Genomic DNA, 16789 nt, shown 5'->3' on the forward strand with positions numbered 1-16789 from the left:
AATTTATTTAGGACACATATGCTTACTACATAAATAATAATGCATATATTTATAAATTGGTTAACTGGTTTGATGTTGAAATGAATTCTTGTTTTCCAAGTAAAAAATTAGTCGAGAGTGCTGGCAGGCATTTTCGGCTATTTTTTTGGAAGAAATGTTTAAGCTGGACTGGTTTCTTTCATAATCAGTGGTTATTAATGTGTGTTATAGTTTATTGCGATATGTACAGTTTATTGTTTCGTATGTTATACTTGATGGAACCGGAAAGCTGAAGTGCTCTTAATACATCGTTTAATCGTTTTTTTCTAGAAATTTGAGCGACATAGGTTTCCTGTGAAATGGGACCTTCAAAAATTACTTCAATGTTATACCAGCGCGAAATTTTACGCATGATTTCCTTTAAGTTGTTATTGGAAAAGTTGAAATCACCATTTTTCCAATCTAATACTTGATCCAGGTTTATTGATCTTACTGCGATATTTTGATCCGTTAACGTAGATTGTTGTCCTGGTTTTAGTAAGGTTGTATTGTTTTTGCAACTCACTCTTACAGACCCTTCTGCAAGGGATGTCTGTGTGGAAGATTCATCATCGTAGGCATTGATATTGAATTTAGTCCCTAAGACTTCGACCTTTTGAAGCGAAGTTTCGACAATAAATGGTTTTTGTTTATTTTTTGACACTTCAAAGTAGGCTTCACCCGTCAGTTCTACACGGCGTTCAGAGGTTGAAAATGCACTTGGATATTTAAGGCTGGAATTGGAATTTAGCCAAACTTTTGTGCCATCAGAAAGGGTTATCTGGAATTGCCCGCCCTTTGGTACATTCAAAAGATTCATAGCGATGCGTACATCGGTATTTCCCTCAATTTTATAATTAATTCCGCCTTTTTCTGTTTTTTCAATTGTTGTGCCGAGCTCTTCCGTTAATTTTCCATTCGCAACATCCTCCAGTACGATCGTTTTACCAGAAGAAAGCACAAGTGTTGCTTTATCGCGACCAGGTTCGATAATGGTTGCTGTATGATCATTATATGTGCTGCGGTTAAGAAATAAATAAGAGATAGAGATAATCAGTATGATGGCAGCTGCAACGCCTGTAGTTTTATACCATGTAGGACTTTTGAAATTTTGTGGTTCCGTGTCAAGATCAATTTTACCAAAAACACGGTCTAAAATCATCTTGTCTATAAGTTCTTCCTTATCCCGAGATTCAAGTTGGTTCTCGATCATCTGTTCAAGCGCCTCCTTGTTATTCGTATCCTGAAAATATTGAAATAGCTCCGCCGTCTCTTCTCTTGAAGCGTGGTTATTGAGATATCTTTCAAATAATAGTTTTATATGTTTTGAATCTTTCACTGAGTAGCTATTTATATATAATACGGAAAATTAGAGCCTGTCCTCTGCTCTGATTTTAAAAAAAAGTAAAAAAAATTAAAAGTGTTTAAAAAGGGCTGTTTGAATACCTATGGGAGTGACCTGTTTGTCGATAGAAACAGCGAGTGTCTTATTTTTGATTTAATACGGCACTGATAAGAGCAATTAACAGGGACGGTGTAATTTCCTTGCTCAAACAGAAGCTCTGAATCTGTTTTGTAGCCTTCACGATATGGTCACTGATCGTAGAAGTGGAGATACCTAAGGAACTACTGACCTCCTCATAGGTTTTCCCCTCTATTTTGCATAAGGTATAAATGAGTTTGCGTTTTGGAGATAAGTTTTCAATGGCTTGATTGACAATTTTTTTAGACTCTTTGTACGCATATTCCTCCTCAATGTGGGAATAGTCTGATGTTGAAATGGAAATAATCAACTCTTTTAGATTTCGATTTTTGATCTCTTTATGAAAGAAATCATACACGAGGTGTTTAGCAATAGTGAAGAGATAAGACTGAAAGGACTTGTCGGGGTCTATTTCACCGCGCCTCTCCCATAATTTCTGAAATACATCCTGAAGGATTTCTTCTGCACAGGCAGGTATTTTGACTAGGTTAAGTATATGACGGTAAAGTCTAGGGCTATAGCGATAGTAGAGCACCTCAAATGCCTTATGATTGCTTGACTTAAGAGCGAGCAGTAAGGCCAACTCATCATTTTTACATGCCTCCATAATTTAAACTTGTATTTAAAACCAAATTCCTCCTGATCAGAATTTAATAATTGGGTATCATACCGTATAGTAGCAGTATTATCTTAATGATAGCAGATGAATACAACAAGTATATTAGAAGTATATTGTTGGTATACTACTGGTACTCTTCTACAATGTTACCGATTTGTTATTTGGTTTTTATACAATTTTTTTACGCAAACGATTGCTTTAAAAATAAACTACAGTAGAATTTATCGTTTTTTAAACCCGAATCCAATCCTTAATTATATTTTGGAAAATACTGATGTTTGTTTTTAACTTGATTTTAGATTATATCACTATCTATAAGAAGAGTTGGTACATTAAATTTTGAATGATCTAAACAACATTCTGGTTTATAGGTGAGTAATTGTGAGGGGGAGACATATCGCAATAAGAGGAATTGTATTCCTCTTATTGTATTCCGAAGAATTCTGCTATCTATTTTTTATTTACAGATTTTACTTCTACTTCGGGTTTCATTTTAAGGACGATCTTTGCGGGCGTTTCCTCCTTAACTTGAATATCTTTTTGATCTTGATTTGAACTGACAGTCGCATTCGCAGAAAGATTGATACGTTTTGGTTGACGCGGTTGAATATTCTCGACCTTGACTTCCTCAATTTTAGGTGCTACTTGCACTTCTTCGACTATCGGTGAAACTCTTTTTGATGGAGTAGACTCTTTTTGAGGCTCCGCAAATTTGATTCGCTCAACATGTACCTCATCGATTATTTTTGGGGAATTTTGAGGTGGAGCAGGTCTTTTCCGAGGTTCCGGGGAACGTACATTACCTTCTTGTTGGGAAGAAGACCTGCGCTGGGATATCATTGGCGGAACCATTTCTTTTGTCGGTGATTTAGGAGATCTTCCACTAGTTTTAGGAGCGGCTGGTTGCTTTGATGCAGCGGGCCTTATTGCGGTGTTGGTAGCCGCTGCTTTTTTTGTCGTGGTCGGCGTTGTTTTCTGTGCTTCCACATGTGTTGAAAACAATGTAGATATCGCTACTGTCAGTAATAAAGTAAGCCCGGGCATTAGCAAGAGTTTACTTCGGGTTGTTCTTTTTTGTAACATAATTAATCGTTTTTTTGTTGTTAAGAAATTAAAATTACTGGCCGGTAATGTGTTTATATCAGGGGTGGACATGCTCCACTCGATAATCAAATGTTGGTATCTTAACTTTTCATGAATCTTGACTACGGCATTATCTGCAAGGTATTCATGAGTTTGTCGGATCGATTTCTGAATGAGATAAATGAAGGGATTGAACCACAAAAATATACCCAAAATCTGTATGAAAAGTACATCCATCGAATGGCGTTGATTGGCATGGGCCCGTTCGTGAGTTATAATTGACTGATCAATACCGCCCTGTTGATAGGCATCTTTGGGAACATAAATTTTTTGAAAAAAGGAAAAGGGTGTTTTTAAACCATGTATACAATAAATGGACTGTTCATGGGTTGGTGTGGCACTTCGGATATAATATAGGAATTTGCGGTATAACCATACTTGTCTCAGAAGTAATGCAATGGTGACAATTACATACATCAGCAGAGCGACATCGTACCAATCGACGTGATAATTATTGAAGAGCGCTGAATCTGTTGCGGGCTGTTTAATGATCGGCCCCGCAGGGGTAACATCACTGTTTCTGTCGTTCAGTAAGTTGAAAACATCAAATGGGACAGCGATCTGTAACAATGGAATGATGACAGATAGGGGGATAATCCCGAGTAAATAACAACGGTTGAATAGCAGTAGTTTTTGGTTGCGTAGTATTGACCAATAAATAAGATAGAGTAAACCCGAACAGGCTATCAGTTTTCCAATATATAGCATCATGTCTCTTTGTTTTTAATTTCGGAATCAATTATATTTTTCAGTTCCTCCAATTGCTCTTTGCTCAGCTGAGATTGTTTAGTGAAAAAAGAAGCAAATTTTAATGCTGAATTGTCGAAGTAGCTTTCTACGATATCATTTACATGTGCTAAATAATAGCTGTCTTTATCAATTAGTGGATAATACTCTCTCGAATTTCCATAAAGCACATAAGATATCGCTCCCTTTTCAGTCATTCTCTTCAATAATGTAGCAACAGTTGTTGGCGCCGGTTTAGGTTCAGAATACGCTTCCATAAGATCTTTCATAAAAGCTTTTTTCATGTCCCAGATGTAGCCCATCAATTGTTCTTCCGTAGCTGATAATTTATTCATACTACAAATACAGAATGTATTCTACATTGTGTAGAATTAAAGTATGTTAAATAATTTATTATTTTTTTATTTTGTTGATTTATAAGTGTTTATTTTTTTTTTTTTTGAGGATGGAGATAATTTTCACCGTAAAATTAGTTGCTGTTCCCAGATATAACCGATAAGCTTATACAAATAATAGGGGAGCTGAATATGTCCGTATATTGTTTTAACTAAGGGATCTGTCGTTGGATATTGAAGTACTTCGGTCCCAGGTTTAGATGATTAGACAAGGACTAAGTGGTATAAATAAAACAAAATGGAATGTATCGCTATTATATATGATGTTGGGTGCGTAGTGAGATACCGTTTAGAAAAACTTTGGATAAATAATGGCAAAACTTTTTTTAGTCCGGCATGGACAGTCGCAATGGAATTTAGAAAATCGCTTTACGGGATGGCAAGATGTTGATATTACTGAATTGGGACAACAGGAAGCTCGGGAGGCGGGACTGGCTCTGGCAAACGAACCAATTGATATAGCATATACCTCGACACTTATAAGAGCGCAGCATACGTTAAAGATTATTTTGCATGAAATGGGCGATCCTCACATCCCCATTGTTATAGACGCTGCTTTGAATGAACGAGGTTATGGAAAGCTTGAGGGCTTGAATAAGGCCGAAACAGCCGAAAAATATGGTGCTGAACAGGTGCATATCTGGCGCAGATCTTTTGATGTGCCTCCGCCTGGAGGTGAGAGCCTTAAAGATACATACGAACGTGTTATTCCATATTATGAACGTTTTATAGCACCCAAACTGAAAGAAGGTAAAAATGTACTCATTGTTGCGCACGGCAATAGCCTAAGGGCGCTGATTATGTTTTTGGAACATCTTTCTCCGGAACAGATATTGGAACGGGAGATTGCTACCGGGCAACCGATCAAGTATCAAATTGAAGAATAAACGCTCAATTTTTACAAATTGATAGTTGAACTGTAGAGACTGATAATTTATCGTATTTCTATAGATTCTCCGGGTTTAGCATTTTAAAGATTTACTTGTTTTTGTTAGTTGTATCTAACAATTGTTTTCTTAACAAAGAGAAATAACAGTAGATTTCATTTCAAAAAATAACATTTTGATCTCATTCTCTCCTAGTTTAGGCGATAAGGCGTACAAGTAGTGTTGCGGTGACTTTGCTGCTTAGGACTTCTATTGGCCTGTCTTTGTATTCCACTGTGATGCTAGCATCGAACGGTTCTATTGATTTGATTGTTAAAGTCGTACCGAGCTCGAGATTTTTCGCTGTCAAATATTGTAAAAGCTCCTTAGAAGATGGCTGAACCGCCATTAATGTAACTATATCACCTACTTTACAACTATTTAGAAACACATAGTTTTCCAAAGGCATAACCCCATTAGAATCGGGAATTGGCGACCCGTGGGGATCTACCGTCGGATAACCCAATAACTCATCCATTTTACTGAAAAATTCGGGCGAATGTATATGCTCAATCTGTTCAGCAATCTGATGGACTTCATCCCAGGCAAACCCCATTTTCTCAACCAGATACATTTCAGTAAGTCGATGTTTCCGGATAATAAGGGCGGCTTCTTTCTTTCCTTCTTCAGTTAGCCGCAATGGTTTATAGCTTTCATAATGAACGAAACCTTTGTCGGCTAGTTTTTTCATCATACTATTTACTGTGGGCATCTTGATGTCGAGCCTTTTACTTATTTCATTGACATTCGCATCACCCTTTAGGTAAGTGAGGTTATACAATGCTTTTAAGTAATTCTCTTCGGTCTGTGAAATCATAAGACAAATTTATTAAATATTAGCCGTGTCTAATAATTATGTTATAATTATTTTGTTAGTCTAATCTAACTTGTTAGATTTGCTTATCTAAATTTATAAATATAAAAAAGCAAAACATGATGAAAGTGTACAGTGCTCATTTGACAATTGCCATGGTGCTTACAGGATTTATTTCCTTTGGACAGACAGGTAAGATTAATGGTAAGGTTTACGATAAGAATGGTATGCCGTTAGGAGCAGCATCCGTTGTTATTCCAAAATTACAGATAGGTGCCAAATCGAACAACTCAGGAAGATATATCGTTGAAAGTATCCCCCATGGTACCTGGGAAGTGGAAGTAAAACACATTGGATTTAAGGAATTCCGTGATTCAGTAAAAGTCGGTCCAGGGGTATTGACCAAAGATATTCAGTTAGATTGGTCTGAACTTTTACTGGATGAAATTGTGGTAACGGGTACCAAAACATTTAAACGCAAAACAGAGAGTTCTGTAATGGTAAATATTTTGGATAGCAAGACTTTGGACAATCTACAAGTGTGTAATCTTTCGGAGGGTTTGAAGTTTCAACCCGGATTGCGCGTAGAAACAGACTGTCAGACCTGTAACTATACGCAATTGCGGATGAATGGACTTCAGGGTGGTTATTCACAGATTCTGATTAACGGTCGGCCAATTTTCAGTCCGTTGATGGGACTCTATGGTATGGAGCAACTACCGGTCAATATGATTGAAAAAATTGAAGTTGTTCGCGGAGGGGGCTCCTCATTGTATGGTTCAAGCGCAATTGGCGGAACGGTGAATGTGATTACAAAGCTCCCACGGGCAAACAGCTATGAAATCAATTCTTTCTATCAGCGTATAGGTGGGGGGACAAATGATTTTAACCTCGGGGGTAACGCAACATTGGTCAACGAGAAAGGGAATGCCGGAACTTCATTCTTCTTTAACAAGCGGGATCGTGGTTTCTACGATGCAAATGGTGATAATTTTTCTGAAATGCCCAAAATTGAAAATACCTCTTTAGGAATTAATTCATTCTATCAGTTTTCAGATAATCAAAAATTAGAAGTCTCCTTAAGCAACCTGAATGAATATCGGTTCGGTGGTGAAATGACCGATAAACCTGCGTATTTAACACAGCAGTCAGAAGAGCGACATCATAAAATTTGGATGGGAAGCACGGATTATCAGATTAACTTCAATCAAGATAAATCGGCATTCATCGTCTATACAGCTTTTCAAAATACCAATAGAAAACATTATACCGGCGTATTTCCAGATGATCCTGAGGCGATTGAAAACCATCTCAAGCATCCACCTTATGGGGATTCTAAAACAACAACACTTCAGGGAGGTTTTCAATTGAATCATGAGATCCGCAATTTCTTTAATGGTCGTAATGTATTGACCATTGGGTCGGAGTACGTTTCTGATAAAGTTTATGACGAAATTCCGAGTTATAATTATCTCGTGGATCAGCATACCAAAGATTGGGGAAGCTTCTTTCAAAGTGATTGGGATTTGGCGGCTAAGTTTAATGTATTGTCGGGTGTTCGGGTTGACAAACATAATTTATTGCATAAAGTTGTTGTCAGTCCGCGAATAGCACTCCTTTATAAATATGCCCCTACAACACAATTTCGATTAAGCTATGGAACCGGCTTTAGAGCGCCACAGGCATTTGACGCCGACCTGCATATTGCGTTTGCTGGTGGCGGCGTATCGCGTGTACAGTTATCCCCTGATTTAAGGGAGGAGCGTTCAAAAAGCCTGAGTGGTTCGATAAACTACGACAAAGCAACTGAAACGTGGATAGCAGGCTTCACCTTGGAAGGATTTTATACGCACCTGAATAATGCATTTGTACTTGAGGAAATCGGTGCAGATAATTTTGGGAAGATTTTTGAAAAGCGAAATGGAAACAACGCAACTGTAGCCGGAGGAACATTGGAATTACGTGCAAATTATGCTAAGAAGATTCAGTTGGAAACTGGATTGACAGTGCAGCAAAGCAAGTATGATAGTCCGGTGTCGTATTTGGAAGGAGTAGCTCCAATTCGATCATTTTTGCGGACACCCAACGAATATGGTTTTGCCAACCTCAATATTACAGCAAGTAAACCCTGGACAGTCAATTTAAACTATGTTTACACGGGAAATATGCGTATTGCCCATGTCGGGGGAGCAGATAATTTTCCTGACGATCAAATGGTACGGACAGGAGCCTTTTCGGAGCTCAATAGTAAAGTAGCTTATGCATTTAACTTACCGAAATACAAAAATATCATTGAGCTTTATGCAGGGGTAAAAAATATTTTTAACGCGTATCAAACTGATTTTGATACCGGGAAAAATCGCGATAGCAATTACATTTATGGGCCCAACATGCCAAGGACATACTTTGTCGGTGTAAAGATAAAAACACCTTAATGGTGAAAACAAAAAATCCTGCACACCGATGATGAGCAGGATTTTTGTTATTTGTATTCGCGTTATGCTATTTCAAAACGAATTTAAATCCTAAAGAAAAACGCGATGGCTCGAAATTAGAACCATGAGAAAGATTCCACCAAGGTTTCCAGTCGAAATGCATGGCCAATGGTGCAGAAGGTATTTTGAACTCTAGACCCAAAGCTGGACGGATCGCAAAATCAGTATGTGTTTTTCCATCTTTCCAATGGTAGTCGTCATACCAGTCGTCGTGCCATTTACCATAATCAATAAATGATACTTGTGGACCAACACCAATGTACCATGAAAGACCTCGAGATCCAGGAATACGTTTGTTGTATGAATAATCTACGCCGATAACAGTAATATTGTCTCCAAATAATACTTGTGCATTTCCAGCGTCATTTCCACCAAAATTGTGTTTTATCTGTGGACCGAATAATGTTTGACCATCGCCGACGTCTATTCCAAGACCAATGGCTGTCCGATAGGGAGTTTGTGCGTTTGCTTGCTGATGAGCAACAAATAGTAGCGTAAAAAGTGTTAGAAAAGGTAGAATTACTTTTTTCATGATAATTTAAAAAAATATAAGTTGTGTGCTTCCGATTAGAAAGCTTTCGCTGTTCAAACAAATAGTTTGCCAAAGATTTTTTTAATATTTTGATAAACAATAAATGATATGTAACTACCTCTTTTTTAGTTGATTTTTTTATGGATAATCTAAAAAAAAAATCAACCATATATATTAAAGTATTGTTCTTATAATAGAGAGCTGCTTTTTTAAGGTTTAATAGTGCTCAGGCTATTTTTTATTGATGGCTATTATAATTTTAATCGGTGAGGTGTTATTAAATGTTATAAAAAGCAGCATTTAAAATACTACAAAATACAGCAGATGGAGAAACTACAAATTAATACGGAAAGGATCGAAGAATGGATTGCAGCGGGATATGATGTTCTTCAAGATGGAAAATTAATAAAAGTCGAAGGTGATCTGCAGGAATTTCTAAAACAGTTTGCTGATGATACAGCAGATGGAGGACCAAAAACATATCTGTTGAAGGAGCTGCTTACCTGGCCAGAGGAAGATTTAAAAAAAGTAGAAATGGGTTATGGAACAGATGAAAATAGCTGAAGATAAAATTGTACCATTGGATTTTGATTCAGAAGAATTACCTTTTGAAATTCGTGAGCTACGTCCCGTTGTATTTAGAGAAGAAACGTCGTATTGGTGTTTACTGGGGCCCGATCCGCATCAAGGCGTTTTCGGAAACGGTGAAACGGCTTTAGATGCTTTAGCCGACTGGCTAGAAAATTTACAGGTACGTTTAAAAACTGGGGACGAAAATGATGAAGTAGCGAATTATGCTCGGGAAAGTCTTCGGGCATCGAATCGTGATGTCTGGTAATATTCCGTAGTTATATTAAAAGTCTCCCCATACAGATTAATTACGATTGTTAATCGTCAGTCGTTTGACCCGCAACAGGAGTTCTTCTGGGCTAAACGGTTTCACCATAAAATCTGAAGCGCCAAGGTCAAAAGCTTCAATGACGACTTCCTCTTGTCCCATGTTGGAAAGTACAATAACCGGGATTTTTTTCTCGAGCTTTTTTATGGAAGAAAGGACTTCTATCCCCGAAGCAAATGGCATCATAATGTCAGTAATGATTAGATCCGGATCGATTGTACTAATCTTTTCAATTGCATCTTTTCCATTGTTGGTAGTGATAACCTCGTGACCTGCCTTGATCAGTTTGTATTGAACTGTCCGTAATATGAATTCATTATCTTCTGCAATTAAGATGACCATCTTGTTTTTATTATTAATATACTATTATGGAGGCCACAGCAAGTTTAGATGCTATTCCATATCTAACGATAGGTACAGAAATATTTTAACAATATGTTTAGTTTCTAGCTTCTATTTGTGTTATACATGATCTGAAAACATAGGTAGCAAAGAAGGACTTCAATCGCAAGAAGCTGTCTTGGCATTACTGGAAAAATGATCGTAAAATTGCTTTTGGCTAATATGAAATTCAAAGTCCCCAAATGAATTTCTGCGCAAATATATCATTGTAATAGAAATATGCAATAAAAGAAAAGTATTAGAAGGTAAATTTTATGCTAATATGTTGCTGATAAGTCATGTAGCCTTTCTTTTTTACAAAAAGTAAAAGCTGTAAATAAAAGATTGTAACATGATGTTACATGTGAAGGAGATGATCGTCGACAGATGATTTAACTCCTGGATACAAGAATTATTCATTATATTTAGGTAACCTAGTTCATTCGATATGTCATATAATATTCCCGATAATCTGAAGGGTCTTTCCACAACCGAGGTTAATGCCTCTCGCGCTAAATATGGTTGGAATCAATTGAGCGATAATCACAAGAGTACCTGGTTTGAACTGCTTGTGGATATTTTGAAGGAGCCTATGCTGATTCTGTTGATTATCATCTCGATGATTTATGTTTTTGTGGGGAATTACGGAGAGGCTGTATTTATGTTTGTCGCTATTGTTGCTGTTACGGCAATTTCTTTTTATCAGGATAATCGTAGCAAAAAAGCGCTGGAGGAGTTGGAAAAGCTGAACGAACCATTAAGCACCGTGATTCGAAATGGGAAGGTCAGTGAAATTCCAACACATGAGATTGTTGTGGGGGATCTCTGTATTACAGAGGAAGGTCGAATTATAAACGCTGATGGTCGTATTTTACATAGTAACGATTTTTCTGTTAATGAATCTTCGTTGACGGGGGAGAGTTTTTCCGTCTTTAAGGACAATAAATCTGAAGATAATCTGGTCTACGGCGGGACGGTTACGGTCTCAGGGCTGGCTGTGTTTGAAGTTACTAAAATCGGTAAAGAGACCCGTGTTGGAAAAATAGGTGAATCGATAAAAAATATCAAGGAAGAAATTTCACCATTGCAGGTGCAAATCCAAAAATTTGTAAAGGCAATGGCCATTGTCGGTATCCTAATTTTTTTGATCGTATGTCTATACAGTTTTATTGACAGCGGTAATTTAGTGGCAAGCTTGCTCAATGGACTTACTTTGGCCATGTCTGTATTGCCGGAAGAGATTCCTGTTGCGTTTACAACTTTTATGGCGCTTGGCGCATGGAAACTCATGCGGGAGGGGATTATAATCAAAAGAAGCAGTATTGTTGAAACTTTGGGCAGTACAACAGTGATTTGCACAGATAAGACCGGGACTATTACAGAGAATTCCATGCAATTGAAATACCTCTATAGTTATGCTACGGATTCATCTTATGATCAGGAAAGGTTTGATGAATCCGATTTAAGAGAGCTTATCGATTATGCGATGTGGAGCAGTGAGCCTGTGCCTTTTGACCCCATGGAAATTAGGTTGCATAAAATATATGAAAAAACGCAAAAACAGGACCTCAGAAAGGAATATGCATTATTTCATGAATATCCATTAGATGGTAAACCGCCGATGATGACCCATCTTTTCGAAAATACAGGAAAAGATCGGATTATTGCTGCCAAAGGGGCACCGGAGGCTATACTTAGCGTATCCAAGCTGCCCGATAGTGAGAAAGATAAAATTAGGGCTATTGTTAAATCCTATGGAGAGCAGGGCTTTCGTCTATTGGGTGTGGGGAAAGCGAAATTCGAAGGCAATAATTTCCCCGCGAAGCAACAGGATTTTGAGTTCCAATTTTTAGGGTTGACCGTATTTTATGATCCCCCCAAAAAAGGTATCCAGGAAGTGTTCCAAGATATTTATGATGCCGGGATTAAAGTCAAAGTAATTACTGGCGACAATGCCGATACGACTAAAGCAATAGCGGCTCAGGCCGGAATTCGTATTTTGTCTCCACCGATCAATGGCAGTGAAATAGTCAATAGGTCCGGGGATGAAATTATGTCGATAGCGGAGCAAACAACTTTATTTACCAGAATGTTTCCGGATGCTAAATTGGCTATTGTAAATGCCCTGAAAAAGAAAGGGGAGGTTGTGGCGATGCTTGGTGATGGAGTAAACGATGGCCCAGCATTAAAAGCGGCCCATATCGGCGTTGCTATGGGCAATAAAGGTACTGAAATAGCAAAATCAGCCGCGGCGTTAATTATCACAAATGATGATCTACAAAAGTTAATCATTGGTATAGCAGCCGGAAGAAGGATTTACGCAAACATCAAGAAGGCGGTTCAATACATCATTTCTATTCATATCCCCATTATTTTGACCGTATCACTACCTTTGTTTTTAGGCTGGGTATTTCCGCAGATTTTTAGCCCTGTGCATGTGATCTTCCTCGAATTGGTCATGGGGCCCACCTGCTCGATTGTATATGAAAATGAACCTATTGAAAAGGATACGATGAAACGACCTCCTAGAGCTATGGGCGACACTTTTTTGAGTATAAATGAGCTCGGAATAAGCATTGTTCAAGGCCTGATAATCACTATAGGAATTCTATTTGTTTATCAGTTTACTGTTCAGCAGGGGGGAACTGAGGAAAAAACGAGGGCTATGGTTTTCGCCACTTTAATCTTTGCCAATGTTTTGCTGAGTTATGCTAACCGATCTTTCCACTATAGTATCCTTGAAAGTTTTAAAAACCGAAACTTGCTGCTCGTGGGTATTTCGATCGCTGTGCTTCTATTTTTAGCCGTGATATTATATGTCGCTCCGGTCGCCCAATTTTTTACTGTAGCAGCCCTGAGCGGATATGAATTGGGGATAGCGCTCTCCGTGGCTGCAGCATCCGTGTTATGGTTTGAGGTCTATAAATTGATCGGGAGAATTGTACGTGCTAAAAAAGATTGAAGGGATATATCGAGATAATCCAAGTATTAAACGAATAGAATTAGGCGCAAGTCCAGGAATCTTACTGAATAAATTTCGAAGTAATTCCTCTTTTCTTGATGTAGAAATTCAGCGCTCGCCCTGCCTCTGTAGGTCGATCTGTACTTAATATATCTGCACCGCGATCAATAAATCCGGCATAAACTTGAAAGCCTTTTTTGTCGGCCTGTCTGTCTAAGTTTCCCAGTGTACCCAATATGCACATGATTCCATGGTCATGTAGTACTTTGGTTAATGCTGGGTCTGCTTCATGTGTTCCGACGAAGGCTAACAAGCGATTGTCGGGGATATCTTTTTCATTTAGACGAGCAAGGTCATCCAGGTTATTGACCGAGGCCGAAATCATGATGTCGCTAGCCAGACTGTGCACTTTGGCCGCCTGGTTGGCACTATACGTGATGATGACTACGCTAGATTCTGCCCTTTGTTTGCGAATAGCATTGATAACGGCTTCATAAGGGACATCATTTTTAATGTCTAAGGTGAAGATTACCTTTCCTTTTCCCCAAGAAAGTGCTTCTTCGAGCGTGGGGATCCTATATGGCGTTATCTTTTTGTTATTGTCCAATAGACGAAGCTTTTTGAGCTCAGTTAAACTGCTGGCGTTCACAGGCCCTCTGCCGGTGGTTGTTCGGTTTAACGTATTGTCATGCATTAATATCAGCGCTGAGTCTTTACTGATGCGAACATCACATTCAACAAGGACTGGCTGCAAGCTCGCATTATAGGAAAATGTTTCGATTGCATTTTCGGGGTATCCAGATGCGGGGCCACCACGATGCAAACTGACCAATGGATAACGATTATCATCATAGGTCAAAAACTGATATAATTCCTCCACATTTTGGAGCTGTATACGTTTACCCACTGGCAAGCCATCCGTATTGGCTCCGTTACGAAAGCAACTGCTTACGATAAAGCAGATCAATAAAAGGAAGTAGTGGCGTATACGTATATTCATTGTCTATCTATTGTGCTGATTAATCAGATCGGCTAGTGCCTCGACACTGGTATTTAATTGGTCGATTGTCAGATGCGCCTGCGTATAATAAGGTTCTCTTTCGCTCAACTTCTCTTCGATAAATAGCCGTAGTTCCTCAGGTGATTTTCCGATTAGAATGGGCCTTTTGTGTAGTTTAGATTGAGAAAGACGGTCAAAAAGTGCTTTGGGTGACATCTGTAAATAGACGGCATATCCATTCGCCCTGATCCATTCCATGTTGTCAAAGAAACAGGGGGCACCACCACCGGTAGATATGACGGCAGCATTCTCAGAAAATTTACGCAATTGCTCGCGTTCTAATGCCCGGAATGCGTCTTCACCATGTTGACTAAAATATTCGGTAATGCTCATGCCAATTTGTTTTACGATCTCCTCATCTGTGTCGATAAAAGGGAGTTCGAGTTTAGTGGCAAGTTTCTTACCCAGGGTAGTTTTTCCACTTCCCATATAACCAATCAAAAATATAGGTTTAGGCATAGGTACTATTTGTCTTTACTTAGAAATTTATCTTCAATGGTTTTGGCATCCGGAAAGTTATTATAGTGCCATTTTCCGACGACGTTGCCTCCTTTTAGGAGCAGTACACCAGGATTTGCCCTGACCATGCTTTTTAGAGGAATGAGATCGGCATAGAATATCTCCGCAATTAATTGCATTTTATCACTCAGATATTGGGCGTCTTTGGATGCCGAAGCAGTCAATAGCACAACACGAAGCCCATTATAATCTTTTGTTAATTGGATGGCGGCCTGATTGATCTTTTGGATAGCATCAATATTGGTCGAAGAAAGATCCTTTGCAACGATAACAAGATTGTAATACGGATTAGCAATGATTTCTTGCGTATGGTCCGCTCCGTCAGCATCCGTAATCAAGAGATCAGGAATAGGAATATCATATCCCTTTTTGACCAATTTACTCTCAGGTTCACCTATAATTTCCCACGATTCATCTTCCCATAGCTTGTCAGCCATATAGACCTTGTCATTGACCTTTTTTGTTTCACCCGTCTTTTTGTTTTTCATGGTATAGATTTGCTCAAACAAATCGCCTTGTTTGCCTTCAGGGAGCACCATTAATGAAGGTAAGTTGTTGCCAACTTTGTAGGGTAAGAAATCAATAAACGGGAGGTAGTTTACGGTATAGATACCAATACCTAAAGAGATAATCGCTGTAATCACAGTAGCAACGAATTGATTGCCTGATCCTTTGATAATTGATCGTAATTGCTTTCGGTTAAAAAATATAATAAGGATCAACGCCAAGAGCACCAGATCTTTAGAAAATGAATGCCAAGGAGTAAGTGGGATGGCATCCCCAAAACAGCCACAAGAGGTCACAACCTCAAAAAATGCCGAATAGAAGGTTAGAAAAGTGAAAAATAGAATCAGTAGTAGCAGGCCCCAGGCAACGGTATTCGCATAGACCCCCAATAATAACAGTGCTCCTAACAAAATTTCAAAACCACAGATTACTACAGCGATGGCAGTAGCGTATTCATTAAAAGCTGTGAGATGAAAGACCTCAAAGTATTCCTGAAGCTTATAGCCAAACCCTGTCGGGTCATTTGCTTTAATAAAACCTGAGAATATGAAAAGAAGTCCCGTAAAAATCCGGCAAAATCCTAAAAGATAATTTGTTTTGGTACGCTGCTGTGTAGCTGTCATAATCCGATTATTGTTGTGCGATTCCTAATTTAATTAATGCAAAAACTGCGTAATTGAGCATATCCTGATAGTTGGCATGGATGCCTTCAGAGACCAGGGTTTGTCCATCGTTATCTTCAATTTGTTTGACGCGATGTATTTTCATCAAGATCAGATCTGTCATGGAAGAAACACGCATATCGCGCCATGCCTCACCGTAATCGTGGTTTTTGGCAAGCATGAGATCTCTGGTCTCGGTAACCTTTTCTGTATATTTTTGATTCACAAAGGTTGGATCCAAATTTTCTTCGCCATCTTCACCCAAATCAATCTGAATCATGGCCATGACACAGTAATTGATAATACCGATATATTCGTCGACAATTCCTTCGCCCACTTTGGAAACCTTTTTGATTTCTAGCGTACGTATACGTTGTGCTTTAATGTAAATCTGATCCGTAATGGAAGATAGGCGCATAATCCGCCATGCCGTTCCATAATCCTTTGTTTTTTTAATAAATAAATCCTGACAATGTTTGATAACACTGTTATATTCCTGAATGGTATCCATATCGTTGATTGAAGAAACTTGATGAGACAAGTTGTGATTACACTACAAATATAATTAGAAAATAATACTTCCAACGGTCAAATGAATGTACAATTTGTGCTTTATTGCTAAAATATA

Annotated in this window: 16 protein-coding genes; 5 read left to right on the forward strand and 11 right to left on the reverse strand. The window is 38.4% G+C overall.

The genetic code is table 11. The features are described from left to right. Positions 1-211 precede the first annotated feature (211 nt). The 4 genes from B2X72_RS17760 to B2X72_RS17775 all read right to left on the reverse strand — a co-directional run bounded on the left by B2X72_RS17760 (position 212) and on the right by B2X72_RS17775 (position 4345). Positions 212-1357 carry a FecR family protein gene (locus B2X72_RS17760; protein ID WP_070564691.1) on the reverse strand — a complete coding sequence of 382 codons (1146 nt, stop codon included), beginning with the start codon at positions 1355-1357 and terminating at the stop codon, positions 212-214. 148 nt (positions 1358-1505) lie between these two features. Then, a complete protein-coding gene (locus B2X72_RS17765; RefSeq protein ID WP_070564694.1) occupies positions 1506-2108 on the reverse strand; it encodes an RNA polymerase sigma factor in 603 nt (200 codons plus the stop codon). 462 nt (positions 2109-2570) lie between these two features. Further along, on the reverse strand, positions 2571-3974 hold the full coding sequence (locus B2X72_RS17770; RefSeq protein WP_145328165.1) for a M56 family metallopeptidase: 1404 nt from the start codon (positions 3972-3974) through the stop codon (positions 2571-2573). Beyond that, entirely contained in the window at positions 3971-4345 is a 375-nt protein-coding gene (locus B2X72_RS17775) for a BlaI/MecI/CopY family transcriptional regulator (RefSeq protein ID WP_070564700.1), read from the reverse strand. The genes B2X72_RS17770 and B2X72_RS17775 overlap by 4 nt, the downstream gene beginning before the upstream one ends. Before the next feature lie 371 nt (positions 4346-4716). On the opposite strand from B2X72_RS17775, the gene B2X72_RS17780 reads away from it, so the two are divergent. Further along, positions 4717-5292 carry a 2,3-bisphosphoglycerate-dependent phosphoglycerate mutase gene (locus B2X72_RS17780; RefSeq protein ID WP_070564703.1) on the forward strand — a complete coding sequence of 192 codons (576 nt, stop codon included), beginning with the start codon at positions 4717-4719 and terminating at the stop codon, positions 5290-5292. A gap of 196 nt (positions 5293-5488) precedes the next feature. On the opposite strand, the gene B2X72_RS17785 is transcribed toward B2X72_RS17780, so the two are convergent. Then, positions 5489-6148 carry a metal-dependent transcriptional regulator gene (locus B2X72_RS17785; protein ID WP_075991207.1) on the reverse strand — a complete coding sequence of 220 codons (660 nt, stop codon included), beginning with the start codon at positions 6146-6148 and terminating at the stop codon, positions 5489-5491. Between the two features lie 116 nt (positions 6149-6264). Between B2X72_RS17785 and B2X72_RS17790 the strand changes: the two genes are divergently transcribed. Then, the gene (locus B2X72_RS17790; RefSeq protein ID WP_286850911.1) at positions 6265-8580 is read left to right on the forward strand and encodes a TonB-dependent receptor; all 2316 of its coding nucleotides are present in this window, start codon (positions 6265-6267) and stop codon (positions 8578-8580) included. 67 nt (positions 8581-8647) lie between these two features. Here the strand turns inward: B2X72_RS17790 and B2X72_RS17795 are convergent, their stop codons facing one another. Continuing rightward, on the reverse strand, positions 8648-9172 hold the full coding sequence (locus B2X72_RS17795; protein WP_070564708.1) for a hypothetical protein: 525 nt from the start codon (positions 9170-9172) through the stop codon (positions 8648-8650). Positions 9173-9496: 324 nt separating this feature from the next. On the opposite strand from B2X72_RS17795, the gene B2X72_RS17800 reads away from it, so the two are divergent. Beyond that, a complete protein-coding gene (locus B2X72_RS17800) occupies positions 9497-9736 on the forward strand; it encodes a hypothetical protein (protein ID WP_070564711.1) in 240 nt (79 codons plus the stop codon). Further along, positions 9714-10010, forward strand: a complete 297-nt coding sequence (locus tag B2X72_RS17805) for a hypothetical protein (protein ID WP_145328167.1) — start codon at positions 9714-9716, stop codon at positions 10008-10010. Before B2X72_RS17800 ends, B2X72_RS17805 begins: the two co-directional genes overlap by 23 nt. Before the next feature lie 36 nt (positions 10011-10046). Here B2X72_RS17805 and B2X72_RS17810 read toward each other — a convergent pair whose 3' ends face one another. Continuing rightward, positions 10047-10412, reverse strand: a complete 366-nt coding sequence (locus B2X72_RS17810) for a response regulator transcription factor (protein WP_286850913.1) — start codon at positions 10410-10412, stop codon at positions 10047-10049. A gap of 487 nt (positions 10413-10899) precedes the next feature. On the opposite strand from B2X72_RS17810, the gene B2X72_RS17815 reads away from it, so the two are divergent. After that, entirely contained in the window at positions 10900-13413 is a 2514-nt protein-coding gene (locus tag B2X72_RS17815) for a cation-translocating P-type ATPase (RefSeq protein ID WP_286850915.1), read from the forward strand. A gap of 61 nt (positions 13414-13474) precedes the next feature. Here the strand turns inward: B2X72_RS17815 and B2X72_RS17820 are convergent, their stop codons facing one another. The 4 genes from B2X72_RS17820 to B2X72_RS17835 are packed head-to-tail and all read right to left on the reverse strand — an operon-like array spanning position 13475 to position 16672. Then, complete coding sequence (locus tag B2X72_RS17820) at positions 13475-14413, reverse strand: glycerophosphodiester phosphodiesterase family protein (RefSeq protein WP_286850916.1); 939 nt, start codon at positions 14411-14413, stop codon at positions 13475-13477. 3 nt (positions 14414-14416) lie between these two features. Next, on the reverse strand, positions 14417-14932 hold the full coding sequence (locus B2X72_RS17825; protein ID WP_075991210.1) for a shikimate kinase: 516 nt from the start codon (positions 14930-14932) through the stop codon (positions 14417-14419). Positions 14933-14937: 5 nt separating this feature from the next. After that, a complete protein-coding gene (locus tag B2X72_RS17830) occupies positions 14938-16122 on the reverse strand; it encodes a BT_3928 family protein (RefSeq protein WP_286850919.1) in 1185 nt (394 codons plus the stop codon). A 7-nt stretch (positions 16123-16129) separates the two neighbouring features. After that, entirely contained in the window at positions 16130-16672 is a 543-nt protein-coding gene (locus B2X72_RS17835) for a DUF1599 domain-containing protein (protein WP_088163452.1), read from the reverse strand. Positions 16673-16789: the final 117 nt, after the last annotated feature.

The organism is Sphingobacterium sp. UBA7253 (genome assembly GCF_002472745.1).
Lineage (GTDB): Bacteria > Bacteroidota > Bacteroidia > Sphingobacteriales > Sphingobacteriaceae > Sphingobacterium > Sphingobacterium siyangense.